Genomic DNA, 18,465 nt, shown 5'->3' on the forward strand with positions numbered 1-18,465 from the left:
ATGCCAGTCCGCAGTCATGCGATCTGAGAACGTCCGCTTCCAAGGACCGTGCAGCCGCGCGTTCGCGGCAAGTTCAGGTCAGAGGCGGAACGTCCGCTTTTGGACGGAGGGGTAACGTGCGCTTTCCACCCGTATCAGACATTCAGCCTTGGTGAAATCAGCAGAAGGCTCCTACTAGGTCGAAGGCTGTCGCCGCGGCGAGGACCATCTGCCACTTCGCTCATGCGTGTCTGGAACAGAGCAGCACGCTCAGCGGCCAATACGGGTCAGGCGATTAGCCTGACCCGACGGCTCTACTCAGCGGCAGCAACAGCCTTGCTTGCTCGGCCGCGTGTCTTCGGCGCGGGAGTAGAAGCCGTTGCCTTGCGCCGGCCGCCGCGGGCCTTGGGTGCGTCGGTGACGGTCTCAACGACGTCAGCGCTTTTCGGCTCAGCCCTCTGGCGCTGCCGCCCAAGCCCGATGCTGCGAGCGAGTTCGGAGCGCTGCCTAGCGTAGCTCGGCGCGACCATTGGATAGTCGGAGGGCAGACCGTACTTGGCCCGGTAGCCTTCCGGTGTCAGGCCACGGCTTGAGAGGTGGCGCTTCAGCGACTTGTAGGACCTGCCATCCTCGAAGCTGATCAGCCCCTCATCCCCGATCGACTTCTTGATCTGCGCCGGTGTAGCCTTCGCCACGCTCTCTCCAACCGACGCCGGCGGCTTTCCGAGCCCGAGCAATCCTGTGTGAACGGACAGGATCAGGTCTGCGAGGCCGGAGGCCGGGACCGAGTTGTTGGATACGTATGCGGCGACGATCTGCGTTGTTAGCTCGACCGTATCATCCTGCTCAACTGATTGCGTCTCGATGTTGTCTATCATGATGAACCTTCTTCGCTGATTTCTATAGATCAAGCGTTCAGCGAATTGGGTTCCAAGATCAAGCCGCGGGGGAAGTTTTATTATGGACAACTCTGAAGCTTGTGCTCACGGCAGTTGCTCAGCTCAGTCGGTTTTCCAATGGCCAAAGTTCCCTGTTTTGGTGGCCAACCGATGGCTTCGATGACGCCCGATCCAGTCTGAGTTCCAGCGTGCAAGTAGGCAGGCGCAGCCACCGGATGGTTCACCGCCAGTACCCGCTAGCACCGTACACACCGGACGTAGGGCCAGGATTGGTGAAGCGTTGACGCAGTGCTCTGCACGCCTTTGACTCTCTTGTAGCTTCGGCAGTCGCTTGGGGCGTAAGGGTCGCCCATGGCTTTGACCCAGATCACCCATCACGACCTCGACGGGTACGGGGCTGCAACCGTTGCCGCAGCCTTCGCCGACCCCGGCCGGATCGTGCACGTCTCACGCTACAGCGATGTCGGACCTGTCCTAGACGACGAGCTGAAGCGGCTGGGCCGTACTCGTACGCCTGAGACGTTGCTCATCACAGACATCGGCCTCGAGGAACCCACCGTCATCTTCTTGCGCCGGTTCGGAGCGATGAACCGCACCCGCGCAGCAGACGCTCAGCACCGGCTGATCGTGCTCGATCATCACGCCTCCTCGATCGAGCAGCTTCGACGGCACGATCTTGCGCCCGACGTCGAGCTTCAGCCGACCACCTTGCTGCGGTTCGACCTCGGTGATCCCAACGTCACCGTGTTGATCGACGAAGGGTGCTGCTCCACCCGAATGACCTATGAGCATCGGGCCCTGTTTGCCACGCGCGACATCGAGGCCGACCGTCGTGAAGATTTGCAGGCCCTGATCAAGGCCGTGCAGGCCCTGGACCTCTGGCGCAAGGCCGATCCGGCGTTTGCCGGTGGCCTCGCCCTCGATGAGGTGTTCTGGGACAACGTGGCCAATGTGGTGCCGATTGGCCACCCTTGGCACGACTGCTTCGTGTCGGACCTGCTCCTCGCCGTGGCTGCGCTCCTGCGGGCCGACGCTGCGCCCGCGGAAGTGGAGCGCCGCGCCGTGACGCTTCGCGCCGAGATTGTCGACAAGCTGCTGCGTGACGAGCCGGACGACGATCCGCACCTGACGACACGGATGCGGATCGCCCGGGCACTTGCCCGCTCAGACACGCTCTTTCGTGAGTTGTCGGACAAGTCCCTGCTGTCGTTTGGTCTTGACGCGGGCACGTTCCAGCGCGTGTCGGACCTTGTCATGGCAAGCGGACGCGCGAGGCGGCTTGTCAACGTGCAACGCTCAGGCTCTCTGTCATTCCGATCGTGCGATGGCACCGCACTTGAGGGCGCGCAACGGTTCCGTGGTGGTGGGCATCGAGATGCCGCTGGCGGTAGGCTGCCGAACGGTTCCACTTACTCGATCATCGACGCAGTAACGCAGGTGGAAGCAGGGCTGAACCCACCGCAGCCAGACCCCGCGGCCAGCCCTTTTGCCGCCCTCAAGAACTGGAAGGGTTGAGCTCTCCGAACTCTGCGCCGGAAATGCTTTGGCCGAGGCTGCACCAGACAATGGGTGAACGCTGCTGATCGGGTCGCTGACCCTGCGCAGGTCGAGCAGGCCTTGCACATCGCTTTCGGTCCTCAGCGAGTGAACGCCCGCCGTGAGTTCTTCCGCATCGAGTCGGAGCAAGCCTTAGCTATCCTGCGTCTGCTTCACGTCGAGGATGCCACGCGCACCGTAGAGGCCCAGCCCTCGGCCATCTCCGAACAGGAGCTCGGGGCAACCCGCGCGTTGCGGGCCCGGCGGCCCAACCTCGTTTTCACTGTGCTCGGCGTCCCCATTGGCGCTGAGCTGTGCTACGCTCGCAATGACGCCATCGTAACAGTCGTCGGTCCGCGGAAAGTCCGTAAGAGTGGGGACGAAATGTTTTTACCGGCGGCAACCCGAGAGACGCTACAGTTGGACTACAGCGTCGCGCCGGGGCCGTTTTGAACCTTTGAGGGCCGAACGGTTCAGGCGTCTACGAGGACGCCTACGGGATCGCTGAGACGTGTAGTCCCGCTTGACCGTTCCAAGTGCTACTGCTGATCTGGGTCGCGCGGGCTCGTGACAAGCCTCTCGGTGATCATGAAGCAATCTGAGCTGACCACATTTTCGGACCGGATTAGATAGATAGCGACTGCAGGGCGGAGGACCCTATGAAATCTTTCATCCGGCCTCCACACTGACACATCGTGACCCCCCGTGTCGGAAAGCCCTGGATGGTGCGCACACTGATCACCGACATCCCTGGCATTCGGGTGGGTCACGCGCATGATCTTGGGCAAGCGACCGGCGTCAGCGCGCTTGTATTCGACGAGCCTGTGGTCGCGAGTGTTGACGTGCGCGGGGGCGGACCAGGCACCCGCGAGACCGATCTTCTCGATCCCGAGCGTACGGTCGCGGGCATCGATGCCCTTGTGCTTTCGGGAGGCTCGGCCTTTGGACTTGACGCCGCGGCGGGCGTCGTGGCCCGTCTCGCGGAGTTAGGGCGCGGGTTTCCGGTCGGCGCTGCGCGGGTACCGATCGTGCCCGGTGCAATCCTGTTCGATCTGCTCAACGGCGGCGACAAGGCTTGGGGCCGCTATCCTCCCTATCGCGAGTTGGGCTACGCGGCGGCCTGTGCGGCGGGCGAGGACTTCGCGCTGGGCTCGGTCGGGGCGGGCCTTGGCGCGCGTACCGCGAACCTGAAGGGCGGCCTTGGTTCGGCTTCGGCAGACGTCTCGGGTGTTTCCGCGAAAGTGGGGGCGCTCGTGGTCGTCAACGCCTTCGGCCGGGTCACCGTTGGAGAAGGGCCACACTTCTGGGCCGCCCCTTATGAGCAGGGGGAGGAGTTTGGTGGCCTTGGCTTCCCGAGCAGTATGCTGGAGACAGCGTTCACTTGGCCAAGGGTCATTCTCCCCGGTGCCAATACCACCCTCGCCGTAGTCGCGACGGACGCACGGCTGACAAAAGCGCAAGCGCGTCGTCTTGCAGTGATGGCACAGAATGGGCTTGCCCGTGCCATCCATCCCGTCCACACGCCGCTCGACGGCGACGTGGTTTTTGCCATATCGACAGGCCAAGTGCCGTTGGAGGATCCGATAGGCGATCTTGCCCGAATCGGGGACGCGGCGGCCAACACGTTGGCACGTGCTGTCGCTATCGGCGTCTATAAGGCAACAGCCCTCTCCAATCCGCCGACTGCTTCTTCGGATACTCCTCCGGCGTGGCGGGACCTACATCGGTAGTCACTCCTGCACTGAGCGACAACAAGAAGTAGATACACTAGTAGTGAAACGTACTGCTTTCACAAGGTGTGATCCGCATCCAACGAGATCCACCCGCTCGTTTTCGGACAAACCTTTAGCACGCTGATCGGCGCCCAAACTGCACCTGGGATCACAGCCCAAGGAAGGTCTTGCGAGGGGCGCCTTCTGACACCCAGGAGCTTGATCGGCGCTTCCTCCGTGCTCGGCCGTTGACTTAACCTTTCTGGCGTTGCTCGCTGCATTCCTTAGGTCAAATTACACAAGGCTGCGTCTCGCTTGAAATGACGATGCCATTCCCTGATCTCGGGCGCTTGCTGGCCGCAAACACCTTCTTCGCTAGCCTTGGGCCGGAGGCGCTATCGTCCATTGCGGCGCTGTGCATCACACGTCGGTTAGAAGCGGGACAGACGCTGTTTCTCAAGGGCGATCCGGGAGATGCGCTGTATGCAATCAGGCGGGGACAGGTCCGTATCACCACTGATAAGGCGGATGGCCAGAACCTGACGCTTAACCTGCTCGGCTCGGGTGATGTGTTTGGTGAGGTAGCACTCCTCGATGGGCAGTCGCGCACGGCCACCGCAATCGCGAGCGAACCCACGGATCTTTTTGTCGTTCTGCGGCGTGATTTCCTCGCCCTTTTGGCACGTCAGCCCAGCGTGGCGGTCCAGGTGATAGAGCTACTCTGCGCTCGTATCCGCTGGATGAGTACTCAGGCCGAAGATACGGCCTTTCTGCCTCTCGACCGGCGTCTCGGCCGGCGCCTCCTCAGCCTCGCGATTGACTACGGCAACGAGATTGAAATCTCGCAGGAGGATCTCGCGAGTTTCGTTGGTGCCACCCGCGAGAGCGTCAACCGTCACCTGCAGGTGTGGAAACGAGCAGGTATCGTAGGGCTCAGCCGAGGGCGGATTACTCTCCTCACTCCTCAGAGATTGGCACGCGTCGGTATTTCTGATGAGGGGACATGAAGGAAAATCTTGCGAAGCGAGAAACCATAAACAACACTAGTCCTGAAGCGCGTCCGGCTGCCTTGTGATGGATGTCTCTTGAGGGTCTGCGTCATGTGGGCGTATCAGCCATTAGGAACGCACGGCTTCGGACGTTTGGCCATTCTGATGGTTGGCGCTGTAAGCATGGCATTGTCTTGCACGCAGGCCTACGCGGAAGGCTGCATTAGCACCACTTACGCTGATCCGCCACGGGAGGTGCTCGAATGCTCAGGCGGCTCCCGCATCACGGCCGAGCCGGGCGCAGCGTACCGATTGATCGACCGAAACCGAGATGGGCGGCCGGAGGCGATCGAGCTCAAAGCCAAAGGCCTTTTGATCGAGTATGATGCTCGCCCACGCGGCGGCTTCCAAGTTCTTTCGCCACACGCGGTCGCCTCCGTGCGTGGCACGACTTGGGCGGTGGACGTGACCTCCTCGGGTACGGCAGTCTTCGTAGAGACCGGGCGCGTTGCTGTTAACAGGGCAAGTGGCGGCCCAGTGGTGGTACTGAAATCGGGGGACGGTACTGACGTTTCCCCCGGTCGCGCCCCCCTTGAGATCAAGCCGTGGACGGCCGCGCGCCGCATGAGCCTGATGGTACGCTTCGGTCGCTGACGGGGACCGCAATGCGCGACCCTGCCCGTGCTCGGGCGATCCTATCATTGGTAGGCATTATACTGTCTTTAGCCTGGAGCAGCGTCTTGACGTTGCCGCACCTGAGCGGCGGCGCCTCGCCTCTCGACCGGATCGAGGCGCCCCTAGCCGATCTGCGCTTTCTCCTCGCAGGGCCACGTCCAGCGCCGGAAGATGTAGTGGTCGTGGCCATCGATGATGCCACCGTGGCAAGCGCGGGAACCTACCCGCTGCCGAGGCAGGTCGTTGCGAAGCTGATCCGCAAGCTTATGGCGGCTCAGCCGCGCGCGATCGCTATCGACATCCTCTTCCTCGACGCAAGCGAGCCCGAGGCGGATCGCGAACTCGCTGAGGCTCTTGCCTCCGGCCCCTCCGTGATCGCTATGGCAGCCACTTTCGCGCGGGCCGGCCCTGAACAACGCGCCAGCTCAGGTCCTTTCGCTGACTTGCCCGTGGCGGACAGGCTCTCCCGACCGATTGCTGCCCTGGCGCAGGCGACCCGCCTCGGCCTCGTCAACGTTGCCACTGATCATGGTGGCACCCCCCGGCACCTGCCTCTGCTTACAGCCGCCGATGGCGCCCTTCAGTTTTCGCTCTCCCTTGTCGCCGCGCGATTTGGCCGTGATCTCGCCTGGGAGCGTTACTTCATTCGGATCGGTGAAGTCGAGACGCCGCTTGATTTAGGGGCCTCACTCGCTCTGCGCTTCTACGGTCCGCAGGGGAGCATCCACACGGTGAGTGCCGACGCCGTCGTGAACGGAACTTTTGAAGACAAAATCAAGGACCGCATTGTCGTCGTGGGTGCTACCGCCTTCGGTAGCGGCGACACCATGCCGACGCCCTTCGATCCACTACTGCCAGGCGTCGAGGTGCTGGCGACTGGCATCGCACATCTCGTCCGAGGCGACGCCCTGACAAGAAATACAACCATCCGCCAGATCGATGTCGCAGTAGCCATGATTTTGCCGTTGGTCGTAATCCTCCTGCTCTCGATCGACCGGATCGGACTTGGAATTGCCGGCTTGCTCTTGGCAGGAGCTGTCTGCTTAAACGCCGTGTTATTTGCGTACGGGCTGTGGTTTGCCCTCGCTCTACCCTTTGCAGCCTTTGCTCCGCCGGTTGCGCTCACATTCAGCAGCCGGATTTGGCTCGACCGAGTTCTCGGGCTTCGATTGGAGCGAGCCCGGGACGCACTCCTGCGGTTTCATCCGCCGTTAATTGCCGATCGGCTGGCACACGATCCAGACTACCTTGCCACACCGCGTGAGCAGCGCGCTGCCGTGCTTTTTGTCGATCTTTCCGGCTTCACTGGGCTCGGCGAACAGCTCGGACCGGCGCGGACCCAAGCCCTTTTGAAGGAGATGCATGCTGGCGTAGAGGCGGTGGCGAGCGCTCACGATGGCTCGGTGACCAGCTTTATGGGCGACGGCGCTATGGTCCTGTTTGGCTTGCCTGAGCCGCGGCCCGACGATGGACATCGCGCGTTGCAGGCAGCAATTGCCCTCTCTGCTGCATTGGAAACCTGGCTCACTAGCCGCGGCCTCAACATCGGCCTGCGCATTGGCGCCCATGCCGGGCAAGTCGTGGTATCGCGTCTCGGTGGCGCTCATAATCAACATATCACTGCCACTGGTGACACTGTGAACGTTGCAAGCCGCCTTCTCGAGGTGGCCAAGACCGAGGGTGTTCGGGCCGTCCTATCAGCAGATCTGCTGTCTGGTCTGCCCGCGTCCCTCAATGATGTTCCCCTCGGGCCGGTCATACGCATCGGCATTCGCGGCCGGAAACAGGGCCTCGACATACGTTGCCTGCGGTGAATCCGAACTTCGTTGGGTGGTTAGGCTGTAGACCGGCACCAGCTTCAGGCCTCCGTCAACGACGCGTCACGGGCCTGTGTGATCTGCATCACAGAAGGTAATGCCTGACCCCGCCATGATCTGCCTCAAGACGCCGAGCGGTTCGGCGCCCTAACCTGACGAGGCGCATCATGGCTACGATCAAGGGCGATCAAAACTGGTTCTGGCTCGACGACACGCTCGTCGGCACAGATCAGCAGGACGTCATCTACGGCTACAAGGGCAACGATATGCTCACTGGCCGGGACGGTAACGACATCCTGTACGGCGGCGAGGGTAACGACAACCTCCACGGGGGTGAGGGCAACGACACCCTCGACGGCGGTTTCGGCGTCGACGACCTTTGGGGCGGTGCGGGCTCTGACAAGCTCAACGGGAGCTACGGCAGCGACCGGATGTACGGTGGGGACAACAACGACGTCTTCTCCGACATTCACGGCGTCGACAAGATGGATGGCGGCGTGGGCACCGACCGGGTTGATTACAGCGGCTTTCACGGCCGCGTTACTGTCAACCTCGCCAACGGGACCGGGCTCCAGGAGGAGGCGATTTGGGACGTCGGCAGCGGCTACTATTACGTTGGCGAGGGGACCGACGAGCTGATCTCGATTGAGAACGTCGACGGTGGTCGCTTCGACGATCGCATCACCGGCAGCAGCGTCGACAACCGCCTCGACGGCGGCGACGGCGACGACGTTCTCAGCGGTGGCGCCGGCAACGACACGCTGATCGGTGGCAAGGGTCAGGATGTCATGACCGGCGGGGTAGGCGCGGACACCTTCTTGTTCGACGCCAATCCGGCTCTCTCCGGAAACTTTGACAGGATCAGCGACTTCCAGCCGGTCGACGACACGATCCGGCTCGACAACGCCGTATTCCAGACGCTCGCGCTCGGGACCCTCGACGACAGCGCATTCCGCATCGTCGACAATTATAACGCGACAGGGCTCGACTCCAGCGACCGCATCGTCGCTTCGACCTGGAACAACATGCTCTTCTACGATCCCGACGGCTCGGGCTCTCAGGAAGCGTTCGCCTTTGCGCAACTGAGCACGGGCCTGCCCTCGACCCTGAGCGCGTCCGACTTCTTCATTTTCTGAGAGAAGCGAGCAAGGTTCCGCAGGGCTGCCGCGAGTTGGCCCCGCGGACACTGTGTGCCGCGCTCCCTGCCGGCACGCCGCCTAGCTAAGTAGTCGACCAGGGCTAGACCGGCCAAAGTGCCGCCAGCCGTGAAGACCCGGCCCGGCGAAACGCAACTGCTCACGAGATTGTCTCGGAAGGCCCAACTCTCAGCCGTGAGCCAAGGCCATGTAGCAGGTGAGTTCGGAAAGGCGCAACGGCGGCAAGCGTGACGCTCCATAGATTGCTGGTGGCTCAACGCACATCCCGCGGGTCACCTTAACCTCTCGCTTACCCAAACCCACGAGGTTGCGTGTCGGGTTAGCCCAAGGAGAGAGCATGCCCGACACCATCGACACCGTTGGAGTTGCCGGCGACCGTATCCGCTCGATCATCGAGCGCGTCGAGAAGGTCGAGGAGGAGATCAAGGATCTCATGGAGGCCAAGAAAGAGATCTTCTTGGAGGCTAAGAGTGAGGGTCTGGACGTAAAAATCCTCAAAGAGATCCTGAAGCTGCGCAAACTCGATCAGGACGAGCGTGACGAGCACGAGACGCTGCTCGATGTGTACATGCGTGCCATGGATGCGCCGAGCCCGGCTCCAATGGCAGAGGCGGCCTGAGCGTCCCTCAAACGCGCTAAGGTCTCGACGCTGCCGTGGTGATTAAAGGCTCCCCACGGCAGCGTCCATCATCTCGTCGGTTACGTCGATGAGAAGCTGCACTTCCTCGACGAGAATTTCCAAGTTCTTCTTAGTCACGGTGGGCGCTGAAATGAGCGCGGCGTTATGTCGGCGATTTATCCTGCTTGTCCCGAACGTAATCTTTCGTGCCCGGTCGGCCACGATCAGCGGCCTCAATGATCACGTTGAGCGGCCTGTCTGCAGCGTCTTCAAGAACGCTCGCCAACTCTCCGCTTTCAACCTTCTGCGAGGTTGCTGCGGTGGTTGAGCCACCAAGCCGCCGAGTCTCGCCCACCATCTGATTGTCATCCACGGCCGACTGCTCGCCTAACACCGCACCGAGACGATCAGGCGCGATCAGACCAAGGCGGACGGCGTGCTTGGCGATGGCCATGCTGTCCGCAGCGAGCACGAGGCTGCTACCGGCCGTCGCGATCGAGGCCGCGAGGTGCTCGATCTCGCCGATGCGTCCGGCATCACGCGAAACGTTGCGAACATACACGGCGAGCACACGGCCTGGGTGGTCCGACACGATCTTGGCGTAGACCTCAGGGTCGTGCTGGCCGCTGTCGCCGATGAGCACGAACGGCAGGTCACGGTAGAGCGATAGCATATGGCTGATGAGCTGGTGCTTGTGATCCTCAGCCTTGCGCGGCAGTGGATGACGCCAGGAGAGGCCCCATTCCCGTAAGAACAGGACTGGTCCGACCGGGATCTCGTGTTGCTGGAAGAACTCGCCGAGCATGTCGTAGATGCCCCAAGGAGCGCGAGACACGTAGAGCATGGGGTTGGCTTCAGCCCCGGTCACGCCGACGTGAAATGCCTGGCACAGGGCCGCTGCACCGGGGAACGCGACGCGACTGTCGGCGTCAGCCACAAACAGGCGCCAGAGCATCTTGAGCTTGTTGGCGACGCCCGTGTGCATGATCGTGTCATCGATGTCGCTGATCACGACGAAGCGGCAGGTCGCGGGTGGGATGTACACCTGCCCCAGGACGTTGACCGGCGGTTCACCATCAAGCGTGAGTGAGACGGGGTGCCAGGCTGAGTTGCTGGAGGGCACACTGTGCGCACGCAGGTGGACCCGGAAGTAACCATCTCGGTCCGTCACGACGGAAACCTCAGCCCTGCCAAAGCGGGCCGTCACACTCGCTCCGGTGACCTTTCTCCGGCGGATGCGCCGCACGATGTTGCGCAAGTTCGCGCGGATGGCGTTAGGGCTCACCTGGCGATCTGGATGAGACTGCCGGAACACGCGTCCGATCAGGAAGATCTCCTCGCTCGTCCCATATCCGCGGTAGGCCTCGATGACGGTTCCACCGCGTCCTTGTGACTTGCGTACAGGTCGAGCAGCGAGCGCCAGGAGCCGAACGGCTCCCCTTCGCCAACGAGTTGTGCTTGGGCCAGCATCCGTCATTTCAGCCTCGCACAATAACATGGCGACTATACCGTTCGTACACGCGTGCCGCCGCGCATCTCGCGGACGTAGTGTCCGCAACCGTACGAGTTATGGTCAAGCTGAAACCGCAGCGAGTGCCTGGCCGCATCGGCCCGACACGGCGGATCGCGGAGGCACATCAGGGCACAGCCACACTTCATCGTCCGACGAAGCCGTTAGGCAGGTTCAACTTCACGCTTTTGACGAGTGCTGGACGGCTCACAGGGTCGGTGACCGTACCCGTTGAGGGCCGCTCAAACGACGAACTCACACATCACGCGTTGGAGCAGATCCGCGCCCTCGGTGAGGATTTCGCCCGTGTTCAAGATAGAGAAGGCTCAGGGGACGGAGACAGGTCGCAAGTGGCGCCCGAACAGGTTGATCGGAAGGTTGACCCCCCATTCACCCACGGCGATCTCTAGGGCAGTGCCGAAGGACGGCTAACTCTCTCCTGACCGACCCTGGCAAGCCATTCATCGCGGTAAGCCGCACACTGCTCAGAGGTGAGGCTGCTGAGTTTGGCTTGAGCTAATCCGTGTCGAAGGAAGGCGTTCAGGAAGGTCGCTTCGTTCTTACCGCTGTGCTTACCGGGACTGACCTCATCCCGATAACGGACTACGACCTCACGCAGCGTTTTGCTGGTAGGGGTAGGAGCCTTGACTAGGAGGTCTGCCCTCTCGCCCTGTAGCTCCATCTGCCTAACCCAGGCTTGAGCGTCGGCTTTGAGGATGAACGTGCGGCTGACCGCGGGCTGACCCTTCTGGCGTACCTGGGCTTGCCACTTGTCGTTCCGCTTCCTGAGCGTAGCGATGATGCTTTGTCTCGCCGCTGTGACCAGAGCGTGACAGGAAGGCTACCGAGGCTTGCAGGACGGATGGCTCCACCTTGGCCAAGTCGCTGTGAAGACCAGGGTTAAGTGGTGGTGCCGCAAGAGGGATTCGAACCCCCGACCCCCTCATTACGAATGAGGTGCTCTACCAGCTGAGCTATTGCGGCATCTGACCCTATTAAGGCCATACTAGAACTCATTCCGCCCAGTCAACTCATTGAGCCCGCTTCGCTTTTTGCGGCTAACCCGCTAATTACGAATGAGGTGCTCTACCAGCTGAGCTAGTGCGGCGCGATTCCCGGCGGCGCGGAAGGGTTGCGCGGGGGATCGTTGGGGTCAGGGTCATATCCGCCCGGCCCGCCGATGGCAAGGCGAGGCGAGGCCCGGGCGAAGGTGCGGCGGGGCACCGGGGAATGCGGCGACAGCTTGACGGTGTCGCGCCGGGGCCGGAAGGGTGGCGGCGTTGCTGGTCCGAGATTCCCTCCATGTCGCTGCTCGCACGCCTCAGGGCCTATGCCGACGATGTCTTCGGGACCGCAGCCTCGCCCGGTGCGGTGGCCGACGAGGACGATGCCGGGCTCGCGGCCATCGCCCTCCTCGTCCACGTCGCCCGGGCCGACGGCATGCTCGCCCCGGCCGAGGCCGAGCGCCTAGCCCGGTTCGTGGAGAGCCGCTTCTCCGTGTCCCGCGGAGAGGCCGACCGGCTCATCGCGCGCGCCTCGGCCGTCGACGCGCAGACCCGCGACATGTCCGCCCTGGTCGAGGCGATCGGTCACGATGCCGGGCCCGAGGAGCGGATGCGGCTGCTCGGCATGGCCTGGGCGGTGGCGGGCGCCGACGGCGCCCTCGACGAGTTCGAGGACGCCCTGGTCTGGCGCCTCGGCGGGCTGCTCGGCCTCGACGAGGCGGCCATCGACCGGGCGCGGACGGGGGCCGGCGCGCAGACGGGCGAGGCCGCCGCGGGTTGAGGCTCGCGCGGTGATCGTCAGCCTCACCCTGATCCTGCTGGCCCAGCTCCTCGGCGAGGGCCTGGCGCGCGGCGCCGGCCTGCCCGTGCCGGGGCCGCTGATCGGCATGGCCCTGCTCATCGGCTTCCTGGCCCTGCGCGACCGCCACTCCGGCCCGGCCGCGCGCCTGCTGCCGGCGCCGCTCACCGACGGCGGCCTGGAGGCGACGGGGCGCGGGCTGCTCGCCAACCTCTCGCTCCTGTTCGTGCCGGCCGCCACCGGCATCGTCGGGCGCCTCGACGTGCTCGCCGCGCACGGGGCCGCGATTCTCTGCGTGGTCCTCGTCTCGACGGTGCTCACCCTCTCGGCCGCCGCCCTCACCTTCGAGGCGGTGGCCCGGCGCCTCGGCTCGGGCCCACCGAAAAGTTCCCCATGAGCGGCGACTTCGCGGTCTGGGTCTATCTCTCGCGCACGCCACTGCTCTGGCTCACCGTGACGCTCGCGGCCTACCTCGTCGCCGACCGCATCGCGCTGGCGACCAACCGGCACCCCATCGCCAACCCCGTGCTCCTCGCCGTCATCCTCACGGCTGGCATCCTGGCGCTCACGGGCACGCCCTACGCCACCTATTTCGAGGGCGCGCAATTCGTGCACTTCCTGCTCGGGCCAGCGACCGTCGCGCTGGCCTTCCCGTTCTACGCTTACCGCGCCACGGTGATGCGTGCGCTGCTCCCGATGCTTGCGACCCTCCTCGTCGGCTCCCTCGTCGCCATCGTCTCGGCGGTGACGCTGGGACTGGCGCTCGGCGTGCCCCGCGAGGTCGTCGTGGCGATGGCCCCGAAATCCGTGACCACCGGCGTCGCCATGGGCATCGTCGAGGGCTTGGGGGGTGATCCGACGCTGGCCGCCGTCCTCGTCATGCTCACCGGCATGACCGGGGCGATCCTGGTGACGCCGATCCTCAACCTGCTTCGCCTGCGCGACATGCGCGCTCGGGGCTTCGCGGCGGGGCTTGCCGCCCACGGCGTCGGCACGGCCCGAGCCTTCCAGGTCAGCGAGGTCGCCGGCACCTTCGCCGGCATCGCGCTCGGTCTCAACGCCTTCCTCACCGCGATCCTGGTGCCGGTGGCGGTGAGCTTTCTGCGGTAGCTGCTCCTTTACGGCCTCCGCATGATCAAGTCGGTATGGCGCGTCCCCTCCCCCTTGTGGGGAGGGGTTCGGGGTGAGGGTGGTCCCGCCTGGTGAGCGGCAGGGTCACCCAGCCACCCCCACCTCCTGCCTCCTCCCCACAAGGGGGAGGAGAGAGCCGCACGACCGAGGCGATCATCCGGGACCCGCGTTACTCCGCGGCGACGGGGGCCGGCAGCTCGCGGGGCACGAAGCGGCCGTCCTTGGCCTTCTGCATGTCGAGGCGCTTGTCGTGGAGGTCGTGCAGCGTCGAGCGGTGGCCGATCGAGACGATGGTGGTGCCGGGCAGGCGCTCGCGCAGCATCCGGTAGATGCCGGCCTCGCTCGGCTCGTCGAGGGCCGCCGTCGATTCGTCCAGGAACAGCCATTCGGGCTTGGCGAGCACCGCGCGCGCGATGGCGAGCCGCTGCTGCTCGCCGCCCGAGAGGCGCTGATCCCACACGTCGACCTCGTCGAGGCGGTCGGCGAGCTGGGGCAGCTGGGCGGCGATCAGCGCCTCGCGGATCGCCTCGTCCGGGAACTGGTCGGTGGTGTTGGGATAGACCACGGCGCCGCGCAGGCTCCCTTGCGGGATGTAGGGCCGCTGCGGCAGCACCAGCGCCGATTGCCCGGCGGGCACGTCGATGCGCCCCTGGCCGAAGGGCCAGATCCCGGCGATGGCCCGGAACAGGGTCGACTTGCCCGAGCCCGAGGGACCGGTGACCAGCGTCGCCGCGCCCTTCGTCAGCGCGAGGTGATCGGCCGCCACGATCTCGCGGCCGTCGGGCAGGGCCAGGGTCAGCCCCGCCGCCGTGACGTCGCCCCGCGTCTCGTTGCCCTGGACGAGGCCGTAGCCGGCGGCGTTGAGCGCCTCGGCCTTGGTCATGGCCCGCTTGAACGAGGACAGGCGGTTGGTGTTGGCGCGGTAGGCGGCGATGGTGGTGTAGGCGCTGATGAAGAAGGACAGCGAGGACTGGACGTTGCTGAAGGCGTTCCCGGTCTGCTGGAACTGCCCCAGGGTGATCTTCTTGAGGAAGTAGGAGGGGGCGGCGAGGATGTAGGGGAACACCACGCTGATCTGGCTGTAGGACAGGGTGAAGCTGCCGAGCTTCATCCGCCGGTAGGTGATGCCGATGTAGTTGGCGATCACGGCGCCGAAGAGGCTCTTGAGCCGCACGGCCTCCGCGCGCTCGCCGCGCAGCAGCGCGATCTGCTCCGTGTAGATGCGGTTGCGGGCGAGCGAGAAGCGGAAGTCGGCCTCGACCTTCTCCTGGTTGAAGTCGAGGGCGATCAGGGGGCGCCCGATCAGGTGCGTCAGCCAGGTGCCGATTACCGCGTAGGCGATGACGAGCCAGACGAGGAAGCCCGGCACGACCGTGTCCGTGAAGGGCAGCACGAAATCGCGCGACAGGCCCCACAGGATCACGATGAAGGAGACGAGGGTGGCGGCCTGCGACAGCAGCCGGATCGAGAGCGACGTCGTCTGCCGGATGAACAGGTTGACGTCGGCCTGGATGCGCTGATCGGGGTTGTCCGCGTCCTCGCCGGTGAAGGGGATGCGGTAATGCGTGCCGGCGCCGAGCCAGCGCTCGTAGAGGCTGCGCGTCAGCCAGGTCCGCCAGCGCAGGTGCAGCATCTCGTCGACGAAGACGTCGAGCATCCCGATGATCACCCACACCGTGGCGAGCGGGGCGAAGATCCAGGCGAGCTGGTACCAGAAGGCCTCGGCGTTGTACTCCTGCAGCGCGTTGAAGAGGTCGCGGTACCAGAAGTTGAGCCGCAGCTGCAGGGCGACCTGCGCGAAGGTGATCAGGATGGACAAGGCGAGCAGCCGCTGGCCGATCCGGCCCTCGCTGGCGCCGAAGAACCGGAACGGCCCGATCTCGTCGTTGGGCGTCTCGCGGGTCGCGAAATAGGGGTCGGCGATGCGGGTGATCGCCTGGATCGGCTCCAGACGGGAGATCGCCAGCACGATGCCGGCGAAGACCACCGCGCCGGTGGCCGCGAAGTCCGGCGGCAGGAGGGCGGCGAGCGTCGGGGGCAGAAGGCCCGCGGCCGCCGCCAGCTTGGCGCCGGCGAGGAAGAGGTATCCGAGGCCGTAGACCGTGACGAAGACCGTCAGGAAGGCCGAGAGCCGCCCCGAGGCGAGCAGGATGCCCGCCATGGCGAACCCGCTGAGCGACACGTAGAGCGGGGGCGCGGCCTCGCCGGGCGCCAGGAGCAGCAGGAGCGCGAAGACCGCCGTGACGGCGGCCTGCAGGCCGAGGCCCGTCCTCAATACGGCCACGCACGTCTCCTTCCGGGTCTTCAGCCAGGATCTTCAGCCAGCGGCGCGTCGCGACGCGCCCATCGGGCGGCATTGACGACGGCTCATGGCGAGATCGTGGCGGGGCCGCAGGCCGCCCCCCGCGACCCAGTCGCCCTATTGCCAGTCCCAGTCGTTGACGCCGAGCTCGCGGCAGCGGTAGCCCACGGGGCATTCCGGATTGTCGCGGGTGCGCACCAGGCGCAGCTCCGCCACCTCGGTGACGTCGCAGAAGCTGCGGTCGCGCACGAAGCGCTCCAGGCCCGGGCCCCCGGCCGCGAGCAGGATCGCGCCCTCGCGCTTCACCAGCGCCATCACCTCGGCGCAGACCATCCGCTGAATCGGGAGAGGATTTTGAGCCCGCGCCGGCACGGCGAAGGCGAGGCAGAGGGTCAGGGCGAGGACGGGCCGACGTGTCACGGGGCTCCGAGGCCGTTCTTGGGTTTCAACGGCCTAAGCATGGCAGTTCCGGTGCGCCGCGGAAAGTCCTCGCCCGGTCCCTGCCCACTGTCCGCCGCAATCGGCGAGTCTATCCACGTCGGTGTGCCCAAAAAGGCGCTCGCCATTCACCTGCGGACGGGATATCGATTCGGGTCCGTGCCGCTTGACGGGACGAGAATTACCTCAATGTCTGGCCTTTCGATCCTCAACGTCGACGCTGTCCGCACCGCGCCCCTGTCGCGGGAGCCCTACAGCTACATGCTCGGCAAGGACGTCCTGAAGCCCGAGGCGATCGACGCCATCCGGCAGGACTTTCCCGCCATCGCCAAGCCCGGCTACCTCACCGTCGACGAGGTCGCGCTCAAGGGCCGCTTCAAGGCGCTGATCGACGAGCTCGAGAGCGACGAGTTCTCGGCGATCCTCGGCGAAAAGTTCGGCATCGACCTCGTCTCCTGCCCGCGCCTCACCACGATCATGAAGCGCTCGCAGCTCAAGTACGGCTCGATCCATACGGACGGCCCCTCGAAGGTCCTCACCCTGCTCGTCTACATGAACGACGCCTGGGACGCCCCGGCGGCCGGGCGGCTGCGGGTGCTCTACGACGGCCGGAACTACGAGCCCTTCGCCGTGGAGGTGCCGCCCACCATGGGCACGATGTTCGCCTTCCTGCGGGCCGACAATTCCTGGCACGGCCACGAGCCCTTCGAGGGCGAGCGCCGGGTCGTGCAGGTGGCCTGGGTGAAGGACGCCGCCGAGCTGGAGCGGAAGAAGAAGCGCAACCGCACCGCGCAGTTCCTCAAGGGCATCTTCGGCCGCTGAGCCTGGAGGAGGGGGATGGCGATGGGGCAGGGGCTCGACGGGACGCTGAATCTTCCAGCCGTCATCGACGCTCCGGCGGAGGCGCCCAAAGGGTCCTCGCGCTGGATCGTCGTGCCGCTGCTCCTCGCGGCGGGCTGGGGCGCGCTCCTGGGCTACAGCGCCGTCTTCCTGACCGAGGACGTGCCGATGCGGCCGGCGACGCACCAGGAACGCGCGGAGGCGGAGCCGGTTCCGCCGCCGGTCCTGAAGTTCCCGCCCGAGCCGCCGCGCGTGATCGTCGCCGCCACGCCCTGGCGCGATCCGGCCGCAAGCCCGGTTCAGGCCCCCGCGGCCGAGGCGGCGCCGGTGCGCCGCGTCGCGAGCATCGGCGATGAGGCGATCGCGCCGGCGACCACCGCGGCCGCCACCGTCGCGCCAGTGGCCGTCGCTCCGCCCGAGCGCTCGGACTATGTCGGCGTCTGGGGGCCTACGGGGGCGGCCTGCAACGCGCCCTCGCGCCGGCGCGGCTTCCTGCCGGCCACCATCACCGAGACCAGCGCCAAGGCCGGCCGCACCCTCTGCACCTTCCGCGACGGGCGCCGGGCCGGCAACGCCTGGACCATGGCCGCCGAGTGCAGCGAGCGCGGCCGTCGCTGGTCCTCGCAGGTCCGCCTCGTCGTCGACGGCGACCGCCTCACCTGGTCGAGCGGCAAGGGCGCCTCGACCTACGTGCGCTGCGGCCGCCGGGACGGCTGAGAGGCCTTTCCTCGGGTAGAACCGGGCCGGCCCGGTTTTTCGCTGGCAACCGTCCGCATTCGCGCTACGCTTGTAGCAAGGGGCAGCCGGGGGGGCTGCGCAAGCATCAGGCACCAAGCGCCGGCTCAATGGCACGCAGCGCCGAAACCAGGGATCTCGCCGCACAGGCTGACACGCCCTTCGAGCCGAGGGCGGGGGCCGACGGCACGGCCCGAGAGGCCCCGGCCCGGACCCTTCGCATCGATTTCGGGCGCCGGAACCCGCACTCGCGAGGGGGCGCTCGCGCCGAGGCCGAGCTGACGCCCACCGATCCCGGCGGGAGGCGGCGGTGAGGGACCCGC

Annotated in this window: 18 protein-coding genes and 1 tRNA gene; 14 read left to right on the forward strand and 5 right to left on the reverse strand. The window is 65.3% G+C overall.

Annotated elements, in window-relative coordinates; genetic code table 11:
- Positions 1 to 293: 293 nt before the first annotated feature.
- On the reverse strand, positions 294 to 857 hold the full coding sequence (locus tag MFF55_RS19380; RefSeq protein ID WP_238245814.1) for a Ros/MucR family transcriptional regulator: 564 nt from the start codon (positions 855 to 857) through the stop codon (positions 294 to 296).
- 372 nt (positions 858 to 1,229) lie between these two features.
- Between MFF55_RS19380 and MFF55_RS19385 the strand changes: the two genes are divergently transcribed.
- From MFF55_RS19385 to MFF55_RS19435, 8 genes are all read left to right on the forward strand, one after another.
- Complete coding sequence (locus tag MFF55_RS19385) at positions 1,230 to 2,393, forward strand: dimethylmenaquinone methyltransferase (protein ID WP_238245750.1); 1,164 nt, start codon at positions 1,230 to 1,232, stop codon at positions 2,391 to 2,393.
- A 54-nt stretch (positions 2,394 to 2,447) separates the two neighbouring features.
- A complete protein-coding gene (locus tag MFF55_RS19390; protein WP_238245751.1) occupies positions 2,448 to 2,867 on the forward strand; it encodes a GIY-YIG nuclease family protein in 420 nt (139 codons plus the stop codon).
- Positions 2,868 to 3,136: 269 nt separating this feature from the next.
- Positions 3,137 to 4,144, forward strand: a complete 1,008-nt coding sequence (locus MFF55_RS19395) for a P1 family peptidase (protein ID WP_238245752.1) — start codon at positions 3,137 to 3,139, stop codon at positions 4,142 to 4,144.
- 302 nt (positions 4,145 to 4,446) lie between these two features.
- Entirely contained in the window at positions 4,447 to 5,133 is a 687-nt protein-coding gene (locus tag MFF55_RS19400; RefSeq protein WP_238245753.1) for a Crp/Fnr family transcriptional regulator, read from the forward strand.
- Positions 5,134 to 5,298: 165 nt separating this feature from the next.
- The gene (locus MFF55_RS19405; RefSeq protein ID WP_238245815.1) at positions 5,299 to 5,769 is read left to right on the forward strand and encodes a FecR domain-containing protein; all 471 of its coding nucleotides are present in this window, start codon (positions 5,299 to 5,301) and stop codon (positions 5,767 to 5,769) included.
- Between the two features lie 11 nt (positions 5,770 to 5,780).
- Positions 5,781 to 7,604, forward strand: a complete 1,824-nt coding sequence (locus MFF55_RS19410; protein WP_238245754.1) for a CHASE2 domain-containing protein — start codon at positions 5,781 to 5,783, stop codon at positions 7,602 to 7,604.
- Between the two features lie 170 nt (positions 7,605 to 7,774).
- The gene (locus tag MFF55_RS19430) at positions 7,775 to 8,743 is read left to right on the forward strand and encodes a calcium-binding protein (RefSeq protein ID WP_283206773.1); all 969 of its coding nucleotides are present in this window, start codon (positions 7,775 to 7,777) and stop codon (positions 8,741 to 8,743) included.
- 358 nt (positions 8,744 to 9,101) lie between these two features.
- The gene (locus MFF55_RS19435) at positions 9,102 to 9,383 is read left to right on the forward strand and encodes a DUF2312 domain-containing protein (RefSeq protein WP_238245755.1); all 282 of its coding nucleotides are present in this window, start codon (positions 9,102 to 9,104) and stop codon (positions 9,381 to 9,383) included.
- A 163-nt stretch (positions 9,384 to 9,546) separates the two neighbouring features.
- On the opposite strand, the gene MFF55_RS19440 is transcribed toward MFF55_RS19435, so the two are convergent.
- Together MFF55_RS19440 and MFF55_RS19445 are read right to left on the reverse strand one after the other, a co-directional pair.
- On the reverse strand, positions 9,547 to 10,860 hold the full coding sequence (locus MFF55_RS19440; protein ID WP_238245756.1) for an App1 family protein phosphatidate phosphatase: 1,314 nt from the start codon (positions 10,858 to 10,860) through the stop codon (positions 9,547 to 9,549).
- A 941-nt stretch (positions 10,861 to 11,801) separates the two neighbouring features.
- Positions 11,802 to 11,877 (reverse strand) — tRNA-Thr (locus tag MFF55_RS19445).
- A 318-nt stretch (positions 11,878 to 12,195) separates the two neighbouring features.
- Between MFF55_RS19445 and MFF55_RS19450 the strand changes: the two genes are divergently transcribed.
- Genes MFF55_RS19450 through MFF55_RS19460 form a run of 3 tightly spaced genes read left to right on the forward strand, consistent with a single transcriptional unit; the run spans position 12,196 to position 13,806 of the window.
- Positions 12,196 to 12,678 (forward strand): tellurite resistance TerB family protein, encoded by a 483-nt coding sequence (locus tag MFF55_RS19450; RefSeq protein WP_238245757.1) that lies wholly within the window; start codon positions 12,196 to 12,198, stop codon positions 12,676 to 12,678.
- Between the two features lie 10 nt (positions 12,679 to 12,688).
- The gene (locus tag MFF55_RS19455; RefSeq protein WP_238245758.1) at positions 12,689 to 13,093 is read left to right on the forward strand and encodes a CidA/LrgA family protein; all 405 of its coding nucleotides are present in this window, start codon (positions 12,689 to 12,691) and stop codon (positions 13,091 to 13,093) included.
- A complete protein-coding gene (locus MFF55_RS19460; protein WP_238245759.1) occupies positions 13,090 to 13,806 on the forward strand; it encodes an LrgB family protein in 717 nt (238 codons plus the stop codon). The genes MFF55_RS19455 and MFF55_RS19460 overlap by 4 nt, the downstream gene beginning before the upstream one ends.
- 190 nt (positions 13,807 to 13,996) lie before the next feature.
- Here MFF55_RS19460 and MFF55_RS19465 read toward each other — a convergent pair whose 3' ends face one another.
- Together MFF55_RS19465 and MFF55_RS19470 are read right to left on the reverse strand one after the other, a co-directional pair.
- Entirely contained in the window at positions 13,997 to 16,111 is a 2,115-nt protein-coding gene (locus MFF55_RS19465) for an ABC transporter ATP-binding protein/permease (RefSeq protein WP_238245760.1), read from the reverse strand.
- Positions 16,112 to 16,246: 135 nt separating this feature from the next.
- Positions 16,247 to 16,549, reverse strand: a complete 303-nt coding sequence (locus MFF55_RS19470) for a hypothetical protein (RefSeq protein ID WP_238245761.1) — start codon at positions 16,547 to 16,549, stop codon at positions 16,247 to 16,249.
- A gap of 207 nt (positions 16,550 to 16,756) precedes the next feature.
- Between MFF55_RS19470 and MFF55_RS19475 the strand changes: the two genes are divergently transcribed.
- From MFF55_RS19475 to MFF55_RS19485, 3 genes are all read left to right on the forward strand, one after another.
- On the forward strand, positions 16,757 to 17,389 hold the full coding sequence (locus MFF55_RS19475; RefSeq protein WP_238245762.1) for a 2OG-Fe(II) oxygenase family protein: 633 nt from the start codon (positions 16,757 to 16,759) through the stop codon (positions 17,387 to 17,389).
- A gap of 15 nt (positions 17,390 to 17,404) precedes the next feature.
- Positions 17,405 to 18,124 carry a peptidase inhibitor family I36 protein gene (locus tag MFF55_RS19480; protein WP_238245763.1) on the forward strand — a complete coding sequence of 240 codons (720 nt, stop codon included), beginning with the start codon at positions 17,405 to 17,407 and terminating at the stop codon, positions 18,122 to 18,124.
- Positions 18,125 to 18,252: 128 nt separating this feature from the next.
- Entirely contained in the window at positions 18,253 to 18,456 is a 204-nt protein-coding gene (locus MFF55_RS19485) for a hypothetical protein (RefSeq protein ID WP_238245764.1), read from the forward strand.
- The last annotated feature ends 9 nt before the right edge of the window (positions 18,457 to 18,465 follow it).

Source organism: Methylobacterium iners, from assembly GCF_022179305.1.
GTDB lineage: Bacteria > Pseudomonadota > Alphaproteobacteria > Rhizobiales > Beijerinckiaceae > Methylobacterium > Methylobacterium iners.

Coding starts and splice junctions, on each gene's coding strand:
- MFF55_RS19380 (WP_238245814.1), bottom strand. CDS start 857: ATGATAGACAACATCGAGACGCAATCAGTTGAGCAGGATGATACGGTC.
- MFF55_RS19385 (WP_238245750.1), top strand. CDS start 1,230: ATGGCTTTGACCCAGATCACCCATCACGACCTCGACGGGTACGGGGCT.
- MFF55_RS19395 (WP_238245752.1), top strand. CDS start 3,137: ATGGTGCGCACACTGATCACCGACATCCCTGGCATTCGGGTGGGTCAC.
- MFF55_RS19400 (WP_238245753.1), top strand. CDS start 4,447: ATGACGATGCCATTCCCTGATCTCGGGCGCTTGCTGGCCGCAAACACC.
- MFF55_RS19405 (WP_238245815.1), top strand. CDS start 5,299: ATGGCATTGTCTTGCACGCAGGCCTACGCGGAAGGCTGCATTAGCACC.
- MFF55_RS19410 (WP_238245754.1), top strand. CDS start 5,781: ATGCGCGACCCTGCCCGTGCTCGGGCGATCCTATCATTGGTAGGCATT.
- MFF55_RS19430 (WP_283206773.1), top strand. CDS start 7,775: ATGGCTACGATCAAGGGCGATCAAAACTGGTTCTGGCTCGACGACACG.
- MFF55_RS19435 (WP_238245755.1), top strand. CDS start 9,102: ATGCCCGACACCATCGACACCGTTGGAGTTGCCGGCGACCGTATCCGC.
- MFF55_RS19440 (WP_238245756.1), bottom strand. CDS start 10,860: ATGACGGATGCTGGCCCAAGCACAACTCGTTGGCGAAGGGGAGCCGTT.
- MFF55_RS19450 (WP_238245757.1), top strand. CDS start 12,196: ATGTCGCTGCTCGCACGCCTCAGGGCCTATGCCGACGATGTCTTCGGG.
- MFF55_RS19460 (WP_238245759.1), top strand. CDS start 13,090: ATGAGCGGCGACTTCGCGGTCTGGGTCTATCTCTCGCGCACGCCACTG.
- MFF55_RS19475 (WP_238245762.1), top strand. CDS start 16,757: ATGTCTGGCCTTTCGATCCTCAACGTCGACGCTGTCCGCACCGCGCCC.
- MFF55_RS19480 (WP_238245763.1), top strand. CDS start 17,405: ATGGCGATGGGGCAGGGGCTCGACGGGACGCTGAATCTTCCAGCCGTC.
- MFF55_RS19485 (WP_238245764.1), top strand. CDS start 18,253: ATGGCACGCAGCGCCGAAACCAGGGATCTCGCCGCACAGGCTGACACG.